This is a genomic window from Spirosoma flavus (assembly GCF_054778555.1).
In genome coordinates this window covers 1,774,968-1,792,517 of sequence record NZ_BAAGZL010000002.1, presented here as the reverse complement: position 1 = coordinate 1,792,517, position 17,550 = coordinate 1,774,968, and the positions used below count along the sequence as shown (strand labels likewise).

The window sequence follows — 17,550 nt, the reverse complement described above, 5'->3', positions numbered from 1 at the left end:
TGCCATCAACATAATTTCGATGCACATGGAGACAAGATCATCTTATTGGGTATTTCCCACCGTCGAGCGGCTGGTTACTCTGTTCTACTATTTGGTATTAGCAGCTCTGATTGTATTCGCAGCCATGAGCTGTCTCAAGCTCTTACAGGCACAAACCGGTCCATTTCCACTCAATCAGGAGCAGCCCAACTATGTATCTGTTCCAGTAGCCTGGGCGCCCGCCAGCGATAAAACCATTGCCACTACTGGCCAGCCTCAGTTGTTATTGACCCCTCAAAAACAAACAGGGCAACTCCAGGTGCCAATTCGGTCCATACCTGGTCTATTGATGAGTCTGCTCGGATTGGTCGGCTTGGTAACCGCAGCCTGGATGTTCTTTTTACTTCGGCAAATTTTTCGTTCGGTTCAGATTCAATCCCCTTTTCAGGCGGCTATTGCCCAACGCATTACAATCATGGGGTTCCTGTTTTTAGGACAAACGATCATTGAAGCACTGCTGAAACTGGCGCTGTGGCAGCAGACAAAGCCCTATTTCAAGCAAATCCGACTGGCCAGTCAAGCTTCGCTGAGCGTAGATATCCAGTTGGATGGCCCCTGGTTGCTGGGTTTGATTTTATTAGCCTTAGCCCAGGTCTACCGACGGGGCATCGAACTCCAACTTGAAAACGAACTAACGGTCTGACTCATGCCCATTATTGTTAACCTGGATGTGATGATGGCCAAACGCAAGATGTCGCTTTCGGAACTGGCCCAAAAGGTAGACCTCACGCTGGCCAACCTCTCGATTTTGAAGACAGGCAAAGCCAAGGCGATTCGTTTTAGCACGCTGGAAGCCATTTGTCAGGCCCTGGACTGTAAACCGGGCGATATTCTTGATTTTGAATCCGACAGTTCCACCCCATCAAAGTCGCTCGCAGAACACACCTTGCACTGATTCCTGCCAATTCTTTCTCCTAGATACCTTATGGCTCATACTCGTATTAACCGATGGCTGTTACGTGTACTGGCCGCTGCGCTGACACTGATGGGCTTACCGCTGTTGGCTCAATCGCATCGCCACCTTTTACAGACTGCTCTGCCGGCCATTCTGGACAGCGCGGCTATTCCGGCCTTGTCCATTGCCCTGATAGAAAATGGACAGATTAGTTGGCAGGAGAGCTTTGGCATAAAAGATAGCCTCACCAAACAACCTGTTTCAACGGCCACTATTTTTCGAGCCGCATCTTTAGGCAAGCCTGTTTTCGCTTATGCCGTCTTACAATTGAGCGCTCAAGGCAAAATAGCGTTGGATACCCCCTTAGTGAAGTACGTACCAACGGACTACTTACAAACTCAGTTCTTGAAAGGCCCTATGGCTGATGATCGGATCGCCTTGATTACGGCCCGTATGGTGTTAAATCATACCAGCGGTTTGCCTAATTGGCGTGCCGACGGGAAACCCATAATCACGCTGTTTCCGCCCGGCAGCCGCTACAGCTATTCAGGCGAAGGCTATTATCTGCTGCAAACGGTGGTCGAATACCTGGTCGGGCAGCCTATTGAACACTTCATGCAGCAAACGGTCTTTAAACCCTTGAGAATGACCCATTCCAGCTACGTGTATCAACCCGCTGACTCGCTTTCCTATGTCCGTTCCTATGATGGAGCCGGAAGATTAGTGTCCGATGAGGTTGAAGCTGCCAATGTGGCCCATACGTTACGAACGACTGCTGCGGATTATGCTCGCTTTGTGATTGCCGCCATGATGCCGGTAGAGTCAACTGAAAACTCGCCTGCCCGCTTACTGACGTCACAGGTCCAGACCGATATTTGTCAGCCAGGTCAAGTCTCCTGGGGGCTGGGGATTGCCGTTCAACACACCGCCTTTGGAGATCTCTTCTGTCAATGGGCCAAAAGCCCATCGGCGAGTGGGTATGTGATCGGCTCCCCAGACCAAAAGAAGGCGGTTGTCTATCTAGCTAATATCGCCAATCGGGGCTTACGAATTGGCCAGCGCGTGGTGGCCTTAGGGCTGAATTGTGCCGATCCATTATTTGCCTGTTTTGGAGTTCGTCCGTACAACGCTAAGCCGTAGAATGATATTGGGATTTACTAGCTAGAAGGCTGCTGGAGATATTCCGAGAAAAAGACGCAATCATGGTTTGGGAATTAGATAGCGCCGGTCACCTGGCGGCCAGGCAGGTTTCAATAAGGTCTTTTCACGCTGAACAATGGCCTTTAAACCAAAGGTCAGGTCAAATTTGTTTGCGTATTTGGCCGCAGTTCGGGCCCGAGGAGGCACAAGTGGGCGTTTGGAAGGGTTCACTCCTGATGCCCAAGGGAAGCATTTTGGTTTTAACTCGCTTCCTTTTTGGAATCATAGATTAGGTATAGCATATGAATTATCAATCCTTCTTTGTAACATAATCGTATATTTACCAACGGACAAGAATTAGGTTGGGGGAATGCATAGGGAAGGGAGGTATTGGACTGGTAATGAGTGGTTTGCTGTATTTATGGGGCTCCTGCACCTGATATTGGCAGTCATAAAGACCGAGCCGACCAAAGCGCAGACTATTCCCTTACCCAAGCCGGAATTGATTTCTGCCCGGCAGGGATTGCCTCAGGCGTTTGTGCCCGCCATTGTACAGGACAAACGCGGTTTTATCTGGATGGCTACCCGCGACGGACTGGCCCGCTACGATGGCTATTCGTTTCGGGTTTTTCAACCGACTGCTGATGGCCGACCCGCCCTTTCCTCGCCTGGACTGACCAACCTGACTATGGCGCCTGATGGCTATATCTGGATTCAGAACGATCAGTTTGGCCTTGATGGATTCGACCCGGTTCATGAAACCTTTCTTAATCTTTCTCGCCAGCCCGCCTATCGACAAACGTTTGGACGCGATACCCTGCTAAGCATTTATCCGGATTCGCATCGTCGGCTCTGGCTTACTTTCCGCCGGGGTGGCCTCGCTCATTATGAGATGGATAGTCGGCGTTTTGTCCGTCACCCACACCAGATTGATCAGCCTGCATCGCCGGGCAGCAACGTCATAACGGCTATTCAGGAAGATGGTCGGGGCCAACTTTGGATCGCGACGGCGCACGGACTAGACCTCTTCGATCCAGTGAAGAACGGGTTTAGTCACGTTGGCTATCCGGCTCAATTCAGAACTTTATTAGCTGATAATGAGACTATAACTGACCCTATTCGTCGACTCTACAGGCGGCCCAATGGTGAGCTGTGGTTATGCACTGATTGGCGGCTGATACGCTGGAATCCGCAGACGGGCCAAACCCGGACGTACCCACTCACGCAGCTGAACAAACAGGCGTCGTGGCCTAATCAAATTGCCGCTGATCACCAGGGCGTTGAATACCTTAATCTGGGGCAGCAGTTGTTTCGATACACAGACGCGCAGGGTTTACAGGCGATAACCATCCCCAACCGAGCCACGAAATATGTGTCTTTATTCGTCGACCAGTCGGATGTACTGTGGATGGGGACCGATCTGGCGGGCGTGCATAAGATAAACCTACGGGCAGCTTCCTTCCGAAATGATCCCTACCAGCACTCATTTATCCATGACTGGCTGACCGATTACGCAGGTGTACCTGCCGCCCAGGTAGCCGCGTTACCTACCAACGTATCGGCTTATAATTTTCGGTCAACAATTGACGCCAGCGGGCAGCTTTGGTTTGCTGTCGGAGGCACGCCACTATACCGACTCGACCCCGTCGCCCGGAAAATTACTTCCGTTGCCGGACCGGTTCTTCTGCGTGATTATCAACTGGAACGCCCCACCTTACTATCCACCGATCCCGACGGAAAAGTGTGGCTGGTTCATCCCGACTGGACGGGCTACTATGATACCGGTCTGAAGCGATGGGTACGTTTTGCCCATGCTTTCTCATCCTCCATTCATTCGGCCATGCTTCAGGCGGTCGTTGACCGACAGGCCCTCTGGATCGCTACCGCCAGCACGGGGCTTTACCGGATTGACCGACGTAACGGTCAGATCCGACATTACCAGCGCCAACCTCTGGATTCCACCTCGCTCAGTAGCGATAATCTTTACTGGCTAAATGCCGATCCGCTTGATGCCAACCAGCTTTGGATCGGAACCTTCGGGAGCGGGTTGTGTCAGTTCGACAAACGTAACGGACGTAGCAGGCGTATAACTACCCACCAAGGATTGCCCAACAACGTAGTGTATGCGGCCATTCCAGATCGTTGGGGGTCAGTCTGGATAGCGACCAATCAGGGGTTAGGTCAGCTCGACCAACGTACGGGACAAATCCGAATCTACAGGCAGGAAGATGGCCTGGGCGCCGACGAATTTAACCGCTTCCACGCGGTATCGATGCCCGACGGACGTATCATACTGGGAAGCATCACGGGACCGGTTGGTTTTAACCCACGTACCATCCGCCCTGATACGTTCCAGCCGGTGGTGCAGTTGTCAGATATTCTGGTTAATAATCGATCGCTGCTGGATTCCTTATTGATCGTAAATCCACCAGATTCGCTACGTTCGCTTACGCTGCCGTATAATCAAAACTTCATCACGGTACGTTTTGCGGCCATGCAATATAACCGGCTGGGACAGGCATTATACCGCTACCAGTTAAGTGGGTTATCGCCGGGCTGGGTAGTCACACAACGACCGGAAGCTATCTTTACAGCATTGCCGCCGGGAACGTACCGACTACAGATTCAAGCCGCCAACACAACCGGCAGGTGGAGCCGCTACGTTCGGGAGCTCACGTTTACCATTCAGACTCCCTGGTGGCGAAGTGCATGGGCGTATCTGGCTTACGGGTTGGTGGCGCTGGGGTTAGTGGGAGCCTACATCCGGTTTCGCTATCGACAGTTTCGGCTGCAACAGGAACGCATCGTTCAGCAGCAGGAACGTATGGCGCAGCAGCGGGAAGCCGATCAACTCCGTCGGCTCGATGAATTGAAAACCCGTTTTTTTACCAACGTAACACACGAACTGCGCACGCCACTTACCCTGATTCTGGGTCCAACGCAACAACTGAAAAAAGCAATTCATCAACCCGAAGAACAAAACTGGCTGGCGACCATCGACCGTAATGCGCATCAGCTTTTGAACCTGACGAATCAGCTACTGGATCTCTCACGGCTGGAAGCGGGTGTGGTACGTATCGACGAACGGCCGGGTGACCTGAGTACGTTCGTCGCGCAAGTGATCGAATCGGTACGTTTCGAGGCTGATAAAAAAGGGCTGAAACTTACGTTTAGCAACGAACTGCCCGCTGCTACGTATCGGTTCGACGCGGAAAAGCTGGAACGTATCACGCTGAACCTGCTTACGAACGCCATTAAATTTACCCAGCAGGGAAGTATTCATGTGACGCTACGTGCCGGTGTAACATTACTTATTGATGACACTGGGCCAGGACTGACGACTGCTGAACAGGAACGGATATTTGACCGATTTTATCAGGCTGCGCCCACGTCGGCCTCTTCACCGGGTTCGGGGATTGGCTTGGCGTTGGTTAGCGAGCTCGTTACGTTGCAGGGAGGCACCGTGCGCGTGGAAAGTCCGTGGACGACTGCTCACAGCGGTACCCGATTTATTGTTAAACTTCCTTACCAACTCGTTTCGGCCGATGACCTGACGCCGGGCAATACGTTTATACCTACTTCCGAAACGACTCTCTCCGGTCCAGAAACCGACGTATCACCGGATGGACGGCCTCTGGTTCTGGTAGTTGAAGATAATGATGAACTACGTGAGTTTATTGCCCAAACGATCACACCATTGTATCGGGTTCAACAGGCAATCGATGGTCAGGCGGGTTGGGAGCAGGCGCTGGAGAATGGTCCAGACATAATTATCAGCGACGTACTGATGCCCCGTATGGATGGCTATACGTTGTGCCGTAGGTTGAAAGCAGATTTACGTACCAGCCATATTCCGGTATTGCTGCTGACAGCCAAAGTAACCCACGAAGACCGGCTAATCGGGCTGACGGAGGGCGCCGATGCGTATCTGGCCAAACCCTTTCACGTGGGTGAACTGCAACTACAGCTCAAAAATTTATTGGCTCAGCAACAGCGACAACGCAGCTGGCTGCAACAGCAGTTGCTACGTCCGGAGGAGCTGCTGCTAGAATCCAGCGAGTCTGTCAATGAACGTACTGAATCGGTAGTACTAAATGCGGAAGTTCCGTTTATAGATCAGGTGCAAGCTGTTTTGCAGCAGCACCTGAATGATTCCACGTTTGGCGTTGAGGAGCTGGCTCGAACGATGGAGTTAAGCCGGGTGCATCTCTACCGAAAAGTGAAAGCCCTGAGTGGCCTCACAGCTGTCGAGCTGCTACGTAACTATCGTCTGGGGCAGGCTCGGCACCTGCTTCGGGAAAATCATTCTGTAGCTGACGTAGCGCAAGCCGTCGGTTTCGATGATGCGGGCTACTTTACCCGCTGCTTCCGCGAACAGTATGGCCTGACGCCGACCGCTTACCAGCAGGCTGATCATACCCCGCAATCGTAGTCTTTTCGGCTAAAAAAGCCCGATTTTGGCCAAATGTAACATCTTTACCATAGGCATGTAACATTTGTCCTAACCCCCCGCTGCTTCGTTAATGTAGTTTTGAGCCCGCAGGAAACCTAACCCCCTGCTACGTTTATTATGTCCTCAACAACTACTCAATCCCGCAAGGGACATCGTAAGGATTGGCACTGGCCAGCCCTAGTGCTGCTTTTATTTTTCAGTATAGTCAATAGCTCATTGGCCCAAACACAGGTAGTGAGTTTTTCCTACACCGGCTCGATTGTAACCTGGCCGGTACCTGCTGGCGTTACGTCGCTCACCATTGAGGCTCGGGGGGCAGAGGGCGGGGATACTGAAGATAGACGAGCGACCGCCGGCAAAGGGGCCATTGTGGCCGCCCTGGTGAGCGTCACCCCCGGTCAGACGCTGAGTGTACTGGTAGGACAGTCGTTGAATGGTCGCAGTGCCGGGGGCGGAGGCTCCTTTGTAGTCGGCCCTGCAACGGGGGCTACCCCCACCCCCTTGGTCATTGCGGGTGGTGGCGGGGGAGCCTCGACTATAAACGGTAATACCGACGCCAAACATGGCCAGTCGGGTACCAGTGGCGGTAGAGGAGGGTTTGCTTTTAGTGGCAATAATAACAATCCGGGTGATGGTGGCACGAATGGTAGCGGTGGCGGTAGTGGGGCGAATGGTGCGGGCGGGGGCGGGGGCTTTACTGGAAACGGGGGCGGCAATTCGACGTATCCGAATGCGGGTGGTCGTTCGTTTACCAACGGAGGAGCGGGCGGCTCAGCCGCTGTGAACGGTAGCTACGGCGGGGGCGGTAGCTCGGATGAGGGAGTTACAAGTGGGGGCGGTGGTGGTGGCTACTCGGGGGGCGGAGCGGGCTACACAGGCGTGGGCGGTGGGGGCGGCTCGTTTACAGCGGGTACCCGGCTATTTGCCCGGACGGGTAACACCGATGGCAACTCAGGCAATGGGCAGGTTATTATCACCTATGCATTGCCCTGTACGAGCAGTTATGTGGTCACCAGCACCGCTGATAGTGGTCCCGGCACCCTGCGCGAGGCCATGAACAGTATTGCCGCTACTTCCTGCCCAGGCCCTTTCACCATCACCGCCAGCGTGAGCGGTACCATCAATCTGGCTAGTGTGCTGCCGGATATTACCAAAGATATCGCCTTCATCGGGCCGGGGGCCAGCAATCTGACCGTGCAACGTAACACAGGGGGCAACTACCGAATTTTTAATATCCTCCCCGATACCAACGATGGCAGTGAAAACATCGTCAGTTTCAACGGATTTACGATAGCCGATGGTTTTGCAGATCAGGCTAGTGGCGGAGGCATTAATAATGATGGCTCATCGTTAACACTCACCGATTGTCTATTCCGAAATAATCGCACTACGAATGACGGAGGTGCCATTATAACTACTCATCCACTAACTATTAATAGCTGTTCCTTTATTGGTAATTCAGCTGAGAGCGCTGGGAGTGAAGGCGGAGCTATTTTTCAAAATGGAAGCTCCATCAACGTGACAAACACCCTGTTTTCGAGCAATACGAACGTTGGGGGAGGAGCAGGAATTACATCCGCTTTTGGGCCGGCTACAATTACGAATTGCTTATTCACAGCCAATTCTGGATTCTACGGTGGAGGAATTTCTTTCCGTAACGGCAGTACTGGCCTCATCACCAATTGTACGTTTAGCGGTAACCGAGCAACCGCTCAGGGTAATGCAGTCGGTTTGGGCGCCGACGCAAGCGCTACACTCATAAACACGACCATAACCGGGAACATGGGCAATGAAGGAGCCATTTTTACGAATAGCTCCGGCGCTTTGGTACTCAAAAATTGTATTGTGGCGGGTAATAGTGCCATTGCTAATCCGGATATTTCGGGTCCCAGTGCGGTCGACGCCAGTTCGTCCTACAATGTGATCGGCACAGGTGGTTCGGGTGGGCTTACCAATGGGGTTAACAACAACATCGTAGGTGTCGATGCGCTGCTGGCTCCGCTGGCTAACTATGGTGGCTCCTTGCTCACCCATGCCTTGCTGCCGGGCAGCCCGGCCATCAATGCAGGTACCAGCTCAGGGGCGCCCACCACCGATCAGCGTGGCATCGGCCGGGTAGGAGTAACCGATGTAGGTGCCTTCGAATCCCAGGGCTTTACCCTGGCGCTGACCAGCGGCAACAACCAGACGGCTACGGTGGGCACGGCTTTTGCCAATCCGCTGGTGGTGACAGTGGGCAGCACTAATGGCGAGCCGGTAGCGGGGGGGAGAGTCACCTACTCCGGTCCTGCCAGTGGGGCCAGTATCAACCCGGTGTCGGTGACGGCTACCATCACTGGCACCACGGCCTCGGTCCCGGTCACGGCCAACGCCACGGCGGGCGGTCCTTACATCGTAGCAGCCAGTACCCAGGGAGCCAGTACGACTGTCAGCTTCAATTTGACCAACACGCCCTCGGCCCCCACCGTTACGGGCTTCGCGGCCACCAGCACCAGCGTCTGCGTTGGCCAGCCGGTGAGCTTCACGGCTAATCTGGGCAGCGTGAACGGCGGGTACACCTATACGCTTTCGGATGGCAACGCGGCTATTTCAGGGCCGGGTAGTGGCACTGCCTTCAGCCAGTCGCTCACCGTGCTCAACACTGGATTACGAACCTTTACGTTGGTTGTTACCAGTAACGGCCAATCGGCCAGCGCTACAGCATCGGTCAATGTTAACCCCATCCCCACGCCAAGTTTGTCGGCAACGCCCGGTACGACGTTGAACTGTAGCCAAAACTCGCTCACCTTAACGGCCGGGGGGGGCACTACGTATGCCTTCAGTGGCCCGGGCGTGGTGAGTCAGAACCCCACGGCAGGCACGGCGGTGGTGAATGCATCAGGCACCTACTCGGTGAGCGTAACGGCATCGGGCTGTTCATCGACCACATCTATACAAATTTATCAGGATAACGCAGTTCCGTCCATAAGCATCAGTCCGGCCAGTGCTACGTTGAGTTGTACGAATCCAACGGTGAGCCTGTCGGCAGTGGGCAGCAACGGTACGTATCAATGGAGCACCGGCGCTACGTCGTCGGTCATCAGTGCTACGTCGGCGGGAATGTATTCGGTGACAGTGACCGCTACGAATGGCTGCACGGCTACCGCAACGGCTCAGGTCTTCCAGGATAACGTAGCGCCTTCGGTGAGCATCAACCCCGCCAGTGCTACGTTGAGTTGCACCAATACGAGTGTGAGCTTGACAGCCAGCGGCAACGGTACGTATCAGTGGAGTACCGGCGCTACCTCCCCAACGATCTCGGTTACGACCGCCGGGACGTATTCGGTTACCCTGACTGCCAGCAATGGTTGCGTCAGCAGCACCAGCGCCCAGGTGGTTCAGGACAATACGCAGCCTACGGTGGTCATTACGGCCAATCCGTCGCTGACGATTGCTCAGGGCCAGAGCACTATGCTCACGGCTAGTGGCGCTACGTCCTACGCCTGGAGCACCGGGGCCAGCACTACGTCTATCGTTGTCAACACCCCAGGCCAGTATTCGGTGACGGGTACCACGGGCTCCTGTCAGGGTGTGGCTACAGTAACGGTAGTGCCAGCAGGGAATTTTGCCATTACGGACGTAACAACCAACAACTGCCAGCAGATTGCCGTTAACCGCTACGTTATCAGCTTCACGCCGGTTTACGTTGGGTCCAACGGGCAGCCCATCAGCTTCTCGGTGGTTAATGAGATCTTCCCCACCACGGCACCGGGCCCCTACACGCTGCAGCTCTACACCGACAATCCGGTGATTGTGCTGAAGGCCAACCAGCCGGGTAATCCAGGGGAGGCCTCGTATACCTATAATTGGCTGGCAACCTGCTCGAGTCCTATGCCAAATACACCCCCTCGATTGAATCAACCGATCCCTAACCAGACGGCTAAGGTGGGTGACGCTTTTGGCTACACGATTCCGCAACTCACCTTCACCGACAACGAAACGCCAGCCAGCCTGACGCTCTCTGTCGGAGGTTTGCCCGCTGGGTTGAACTTTACCCAACCCAATCAGATTGGCGGAGTACCTAACGTAGCAGGCGTGAGCAGTGTCAGCGTAACGGCTACCGACCCCGGTGGTCTGACGGTGACCACTACGTTCATGCTGACGGTGGTGCAGCCCGCTTCCGACAATACCCCGCCCACGGTGGCTAATCCAGTAGCGAATCAAACGGCTAGTCAGGGACAACCGTTCAGCCTGAATGTGAGCGCTACGTTCACTGATGCGCAGACGCCCAATGCGCTCACGCTGACCAGTAGCCAATTGCCCGCTGGCCTCTCGCTGGTAAATGGGGTGATTTCGGGCACACCCACCCAGCCGGGCACTACCAACGTAACGCTGACGGCTACTGACCCCGGTGGCTTATCAGCCAGCACCAGTTTTGGGCTGACGGTTCAGCCAACGCCTTCGGGGGGCAGCTTCGCCATTACGTCGGTGACGACCAATAACTGCCAGCAGATTGCCAGCAATCGCTACGCCATTAGCTTCACGCCGGTTTACAGTGGCACCAATGGCCAACCGATCAGTTTCTCGGTGGTGAATGAATTGTTCCCTACCACCGATCCGGGGCCATATTCCTTGCAACTTTATAATGACAACCCCAGCATTGTGCTGAAGGCTAGCCAGAACGGCACGCCGGGTGAAACAAGCTATCGGTATGATTGGCTGGCGGCCTGTTCGAGTCCTGCGCCTAACACTCCGCCACGGGTGAACCAGCCTCTAACTAACCAGACTGCCCGGGTCGGTCAGGCGTTTGGCTATACGATTCCGCAGCTCACCTTCACTGATAACGAAACGCCAACGACGCTGACTTTATCGGTTAGTGGCCTACCGGCGGGGCTGAGTTTCAGTCCACCGACCCAAATTGGGGGCGTACCCAGTGTGAGCGGGGTAAGTAGTGTGACGGTGACGGCCACCGACCCCAGCGGCTTGAGCGTGAGTACGACCTTCTCGCTGACGGTGTTGCCGGCGAATGCGCCTGTGGGCTTTGCTATCACGGATGTTCAGACGCTGAGTTGCGTGACCATTAGCGCCAACCGGCGGTCGCTGACGTTCCAGCCTCAGTACAGCAATACCACAAGTGAGCCAATTAGTTTCTCAGTTGTCAACGAGATGTTGCCCACAACGAATCCCGGTCCGTATACGCTGCAACTTTATACGGACAATCCGGTATTGCAGCTGCGGGCTCAGCAGGGTACATCGCAGGCGAGTTTTGCCTATAACTGGCTGGCAGCCTGTAGTAGTGCGGCCCGTCAGGGAGTAGTCGAAGCTGGCACGGGTTTGCAGGTGAAAGTGTTGGGTAATCCCGTCGAAAGTGAGCAGATCAGACTGGCGATTCAAGGTGTAGCAGGTGAATCGGTCACGGTACACCTGGTAGATCAGCAAGGCAAACGGGTAGCTCAACAGCGTATCTCGCAGGCTGGACCAATCGAGCAAGTGAGCATACCAGTGGGCAATAGTCGTGGTTTACTAGTACTGTATGTTGAGACAGACACTCAGCGCCAGCAGCTTAAAGTAGTAGTTAAATAGGATAATTTATTTCCAGATGGAAACGCCCAACGCTTTACTGTGTTGGGCGTTTTCGCTACATGCCATTATGTAGTAAGCTTTCCAATGATACGTTACGTTCTAAATGTGGACTGCTATAGTTGATTGGACAGTAAGTTAAGGACGGTCTAGTGGACCATGAAATAGGTAAAATGTACCATGCATATTCAAGGGTCAATCAGCTAGTCACAAGAGGACGTACCATCAGTTTATAATGGGCAACTGCAAAATAGTGCTTAAAATTTTGACTGGTATTTTGTTGCAAGTTCAGAAAGTTATGGGCCGGTTAAATGAATAATTCTCAGTAGAGAAAGAGTCTGTTTTCTTTTACCTGTCAATATGTAGACTCTGAACCGGCATGGATCGCTCCCTTATACGCATGAAACCTCCTCTTTGGATACTCATGGCTGCCCTGGTCGTCGGTGCGTGGATCGCCCGGAAGCCGACTGCCAGCCCACGATCAGCCAGCCCCAATGTACTGTTCATTCTGACCGACGACCAGGGCTGGGGAGATCTGAGCCTACACGGTAATCGGTTTATCGAAACACCTAATCTTGACCGAATGGCACGTAGTGGAGCGCAGTTTGAGCGTTTTTTTGTAAGCCCGCTTTGCGCGCCCACCCGCGCCAGCCTGCTCACGGGCCGATACCACCTCCGCACAGGCACGGTTTCGGTTACCCAAGGCTGGGAACGCATGCGTAGTGATGAACTCACTCTGGCGGAAGTATTCCACCAGAACGGCTATGCCACCGGCTGTTTTGGTAAATGGCATAACGGCGAACACGTACCCGAAGACCCTAACGGACAGGGATTCGACGAGTTTCTGGGCTTCTGTGCGGGCCACTGGAATAATTATTTTGATACTGAGCTGCAACACAATGACCGGATGGTAGCCACCAAAGGGTTCATCACAGACGTATTGACGGATGCCGCTCTGAGCTTTATGGGGAAAAATAAGTCCCGCCCCTTCTTCTGCTACGTACCCTTTAACGCCCCCCACAGTCCTCACCAGGTACCCGATCGGTATTTTGACAAGTACAAGGCCAAAGGGCTTGGCGACGAGGAAGCCAGCATCTACGGCATGGTCGAAAACATAGACGATAATGTGGGGCGGCTCCTGGCCAGGTTAGACCAGCTGGGCTTAACGCAAAACACAATTGTCGTGTTTGCTACTGATAACGGGCCAAATGGCCACCGCTTCAATGGTGAAATGAAAGGCATCAAAGGCTCCGTCGACGAAGGGGGGGTACGCGTGCCTTTATTTATACGCTGGCCGGGCAAAATCCATTCACAAACCCAGATTCGGCCCAATGCGGCCCACATCGACCTGCTGCCCACACTGGTCGACTTATGTAGTCTTCGTTTTAAGCCGGTCCACCCGCTTGATGGCCGCAGTCTGGCGGGGCTGTTGATGGGTAAGGTGGATACGTTACCGGACCGAATGCTGTTCACCCATGTTGCCAGTATGAGCAACAGCGGCCTTCCGGCCGAGCCGGGAGGTGTTCGTACAACTCAGTACCGCCTGGTTCGACAAAAGGGCCAGACCCAGCTATATGATATGCTACGTGATCCTTCGCAATCAACTGATGTGTCCGGTGAGCAGCCCCATCAACTACAAACATTGCAAGTCGCCTACGACCGCTGGTTTCGGGAAGTCTCCCAGACCATAAGTCCTACCCGGCCTGTACCGGTGGCAGGCCGACGGGTACTGTTGCAGGCGCCAGAAGCCCATTTTTCGGGTAAGGTACGCTACAAACAGGGCAATGGCTGGGCTAACGACTGGCTCATCAACTGGCAATCACCCGCTGATTCAATTTGGTGGGATGTGGCCGTCGAGCGGCCGGGGGTGTATCAGGTGAGCCTGCAGTATACTGCTGGGCAAGCCGCTTTGGGAACGCTACTGACCATTAAGGCCGATAATCAGACGCTACAGAAAACCCTAAAAACCAGTTTCGACCCACCTCTGAAGCCCAGCCCCGACCGGATTCCCCGTAAAGAGGTGTACGAGAAAAGCTGGGCCTGGCTGGGGCTAGGAAAGCTTAAGTTACCTAGGGGTACTTACCGGATGCTGCTACAGGCCAGATCGGTACCGAATGGGCAGGTGGCTGAAGTAAAAGGGTTATTGCTTACCGCTACAGAATAGTCTACCTGAAATGTGATTTAGCGGGGTCCTTATCCCGGTGATACCGACGATTTTCTGAACAGTTTTACTAATGACTCGTCCTAATTTGCGTTAATTGTTGTCGTCATTCTTCTCCCTGGGATAGCAGCAGTTCTAGTTTGGGTAGTTGGCATAAGCCTTTATCCGTTTTATCTGATTGGTATGCCGTTGGGTATGGGCAATCCACAGTAAGGTATATTGGTGAAGATCTCTAACTCGCCACACACCGGCATCTTCGGATCGAAATATAAAATGCAATCGAAAATCAGCTTTGGTTTGGTTCACTAACTGGATTACTTCACCTCGAAAGCGATTAAAATAGGCTAGCAGGGCTTCTTTTTTTTCAAAGCGTCCTAAGGGCTGGGCCACAAAGGGAGCCTTCAACTGTACTGGGTCGTTGGTGTAAGCAAGCATAACCGAATCAACGCCTTTAACTTTCTCCACCCATTCAGGCATTTCAGGGGTGTATTGGTTATTTAGTAAATCCCAATATAGTAACTCATCATAAATGCCTAGATGTTCTGCCACTTCTGCAATGGACCATTGGGTGGTGTCGGGCTTGAAATGGATCTGTTTCTCGGTTAAGCCCATTAGTTCATTCATAAAATCGTTTTGGGACGATTGCAAGCCGGCTACCAGCAGTTGTCGTTCTTTTTGAGACCAGCGCTTTTGGGTAACCTGGGCTAGGCTTGGTCGCAGAGCGCTAATGAGTAGAAATGCCGTACATAGGTATAAGCGATAAAGAAGGAGTCGTTTACTAGTCAATTTTAGAAAGGTTTGCATGTACGTAAAGGATGGCAGAAAGTGCTGGAAAAGCTGTCTGAAAACACGTTTCTCAGAAAGACAGTAGCAAAAGTAAAAGGGCTGGTGCGGAGCTACCACCCATACCGAATAAGAAGAGGAATTGGAAAGACTGCAGGTCGAATTGACTATATAACTGGCAGGACGCTCTTTCGAGGAGTTCAAGAAAATTCTGAATCGATCGCTATTCAAGCAGAATTATAATCGTTGATTGATTACCACGAATCACCAATGAGCGTTTGTTATGCGTCTCACTTGGAGGAGCCTTTTTTGATTACTTTAGTTCGATCAGTCGTAGAAACGACAGGGGCGAAATCGACTGACGTACTTGCATTTATTTTTTGCTGTATTTTATCACATTGAGCGAAGCCCAATTTTACTATTACTACGTAACACGCTATATATCCATTTAATTATCTCAGCTACGAAGGTTGGCATTCCAAAGATGCCTGCTTACCAAATAATCCATGAAAGAGCTGCCTTTTTGTTGTACAAGCGAACAATATGTTGGCGTATCAGGCTAACTATTGTTCCATTAAGCACCCCATTAATGGAGCATATTCACGGCACCTATTCTTTCGTCTCAATTTTTGAAGGGTTTGGTGAGAAAAGGGGAGTGGTGATTACTAACCAGGAAAACATCAACTCTCAGATCAAGTTATCTTTAACCCACTTTGATATAGTTTTACAATACCGCTTACTGATTACAAACAATTGCGCTCAAATTGGGAAGCTTTAAACGGACTCTCCTCGATCAACTATCATGCATCCTGCCTTGCAAACTTTTCTTTCTGGAAAGATAACCCTCTCCGCCGAGCAAGAAGCAGTCGTTGAGGGGTACTTCAAATACAAAGTGACAAAACGAAACGAAATCCTGGTCGCTAAAGGTAATGTGGCCCGCTACGTTTTTTTTGTTGTAAAAGGCTGTCTGCGCGTGTTTTTAACCGACGAGCAAGGTAACGAATCGACCCGATTCTTAGTCTTAGAAGGTCGGTTTGGAACCGCTTTCCCCAGTTTCATTCTCCGTCAGCCTTCTCTAGCCTGGGTGCAAAGTCCGGAGCCCTCCGAACTACTGATGCTTAGCTACGAGGATCGACAGGCGCTTTATCAGCGTATACCGGCTTGGGAAACCATGGATCGAATGGGGCTCGAACTTGATTACATTGAAGCCATTCAACGTATTGAAAGCTTTATTTCGTTTGATGCCAAGGCTCGCTACGATACGTTACTACAGACCAATCCAACGCTCATTCAACGATTGCCCGCTAAAATCATCGCCGATTATCTGGGTATTTCACAAGAGACTTTGAGCCGATTGAAAGCAAAACGATAGTTATTGACTTTTGTCAATTTTTTCCCGCTACGCTGCTGCTTGTTTTGTAACAACAACTCGACACAGCCATGTACAAATTAGGGTTTATTATCCTTTATTGCCTGTTAGTGCCACAACTAACCCGGGCCTGCTATCAACCCAATACTCAGATCGGTCAACAAACCTTTTCGTTCATGGACGAAAGCCGTCATCGTCCAGTAGTAACGGAAGTATGGTATCCAACCCAGGACACCTTGACAGAAAGTGATAAGGTTTTTTCTCCTTTCCTCCGGCAGCATACAGTGCGCAATGGCCAGCTACCCACTCACAAAATGCCGCTGATTATGGTATCGCACGGTACCGGAGGAGGCCGTTTGACGCTAGAGTGGTTAGCCCAAGGGCTGGTTCGTGAAGGCTTTATCGTGGCGGCTGTTGACCATTGGGGAAATACATACGATAACAAAGTACCCCTGGAATTTCTGAAGCCCTGGCAGCGTCCTCTCGATATTAGTTTTGCCTTGACCGCTTTGCTGAAGAACACTCCTTTTAAGGCTGTGATTGATGCACGACGAATAGGCGCTGCTGGTTTTTCGTTCGGAGGCTATACCGTTATTGCCCTGGCCGGGGCAAAGCTGGATTACAAAGCGTTGCTTAGCTACTATAAAACCAAGGGTCATCAGGAGATCAATATCCCCGAACTTCCTGGCGTAGCGAACTACCTGGACGACCCTTCCCTGAAAGCGGCAATTGAGAAGCTACCTGTGCTACAAGATAATCGAATTAGGGCTTATTTGGCAATTTGTCCTGCCCTTGGTCAGGGCTTTCAAAGGAAAGACCAAATGGAAGCTATTAATAAGCCACTCTATATAATTGGCTCTCAAAGCGATAGTATGGCGCCGGTGCAAACAAACGCTCGCCATTATCATTCGCTCATTTCAGGATCTGACTATTATGAATTTGGAGGTAAAACGGGTCATTATGTGATGCTGAATGAAGCGATCGCTGAAGTCAAAAAATCGGATCCTATTTACTTTTCAGATAGTGATAATGTCGATCGTCACCATGTTCATGCTAAAGTTGTTCATTTATCTGGTCAATTTTTTCGAAAAAAGCTAGTTAAGTACTAAGTACAGACGTGTATTGATGCGCAAAAACCTGAACTCGTTTTG

General features: G+C 52.1%; 9 protein-coding genes. 8 read left to right on the top strand and 1 reads right to left on the bottom strand.

Annotated features, from left to right (window positions below):
- The first annotated feature begins 25 nt into the window (after positions 1-25).
- The 6 genes from ACYVF1_RS16180 (at position 26) to ACYVF1_RS16155 (ending at position 14,250) form a co-directional block, all read left to right on the top strand.
- On the top strand, positions 26-682 hold the full coding sequence (locus tag ACYVF1_RS16180; protein ID WP_461080541.1) for a DUF2975 domain-containing protein: 657 nt from the start codon (positions 26-28) through the stop codon (positions 680-682).
- 3 nt (positions 683-685) lie between these two features.
- Positions 686-934, top strand: a complete 249-nt coding sequence (locus tag ACYVF1_RS16175; protein ID WP_461080539.1) for a helix-turn-helix domain-containing protein — start codon at positions 686-688, stop codon at positions 932-934.
- A 30-nt stretch (positions 935-964) separates the two neighbouring features.
- On the top strand, positions 965-2,074 hold the full coding sequence (locus tag ACYVF1_RS16170; RefSeq protein ID WP_461080537.1) for a serine hydrolase domain-containing protein: 1,110 nt from the start codon (positions 965-967) through the stop codon (positions 2,072-2,074).
- Positions 2,075-2,495: 421 nt separating this feature from the next.
- Positions 2,496-6,506: an ATP-binding protein gene (locus ACYVF1_RS16165; protein WP_461080535.1), complete on the top strand. Its 4,011-nt coding sequence runs from the start codon at positions 2,496-2,498 to the stop codon at positions 6,504-6,506.
- Between the two features lie 138 nt (positions 6,507-6,644).
- Complete coding sequence (locus ACYVF1_RS16160; RefSeq protein WP_461080533.1) at positions 6,645-12,089, top strand: beta strand repeat-containing protein; 5,445 nt, start codon at positions 6,645-6,647, stop codon at positions 12,087-12,089.
- 397 nt (positions 12,090-12,486) lie between these two features.
- Complete coding sequence (locus ACYVF1_RS16155) at positions 12,487-14,250, top strand: arylsulfatase (protein ID WP_461080531.1); 1,764 nt, start codon at positions 12,487-12,489, stop codon at positions 14,248-14,250.
- Positions 14,251-14,382: 132 nt separating this feature from the next.
- Here the strand turns inward: ACYVF1_RS16155 and ACYVF1_RS16150 are convergent, their stop codons facing one another.
- Positions 14,383-15,051, bottom strand: coding sequence for a DinB family protein (locus tag ACYVF1_RS16150; protein ID WP_461080529.1), 669 nt, complete (start codon positions 15,049-15,051; stop codon positions 14,383-14,385).
- A gap of 781 nt (positions 15,052-15,832) precedes the next feature.
- On the opposite strand from ACYVF1_RS16150, the gene ACYVF1_RS16145 reads away from it, so the two are divergent.
- Both ACYVF1_RS16145 and ACYVF1_RS16140 read left to right on the top strand, forming a co-directional pair.
- Positions 15,833-16,402, top strand: a complete 570-nt coding sequence (locus ACYVF1_RS16145) for a Crp/Fnr family transcriptional regulator (RefSeq protein WP_461080527.1) — start codon at positions 15,833-15,835, stop codon at positions 16,400-16,402.
- A gap of 173 nt (positions 16,403-16,575) precedes the next feature.
- Positions 16,576-17,508 carry an alpha/beta hydrolase family protein gene (locus tag ACYVF1_RS16140; protein ID WP_461080525.1) on the top strand — a complete coding sequence of 311 codons (933 nt, stop codon included), beginning with the start codon at positions 16,576-16,578 and terminating at the stop codon, positions 17,506-17,508.
- Positions 17,509-17,550: the final 42 nt, after the last annotated feature.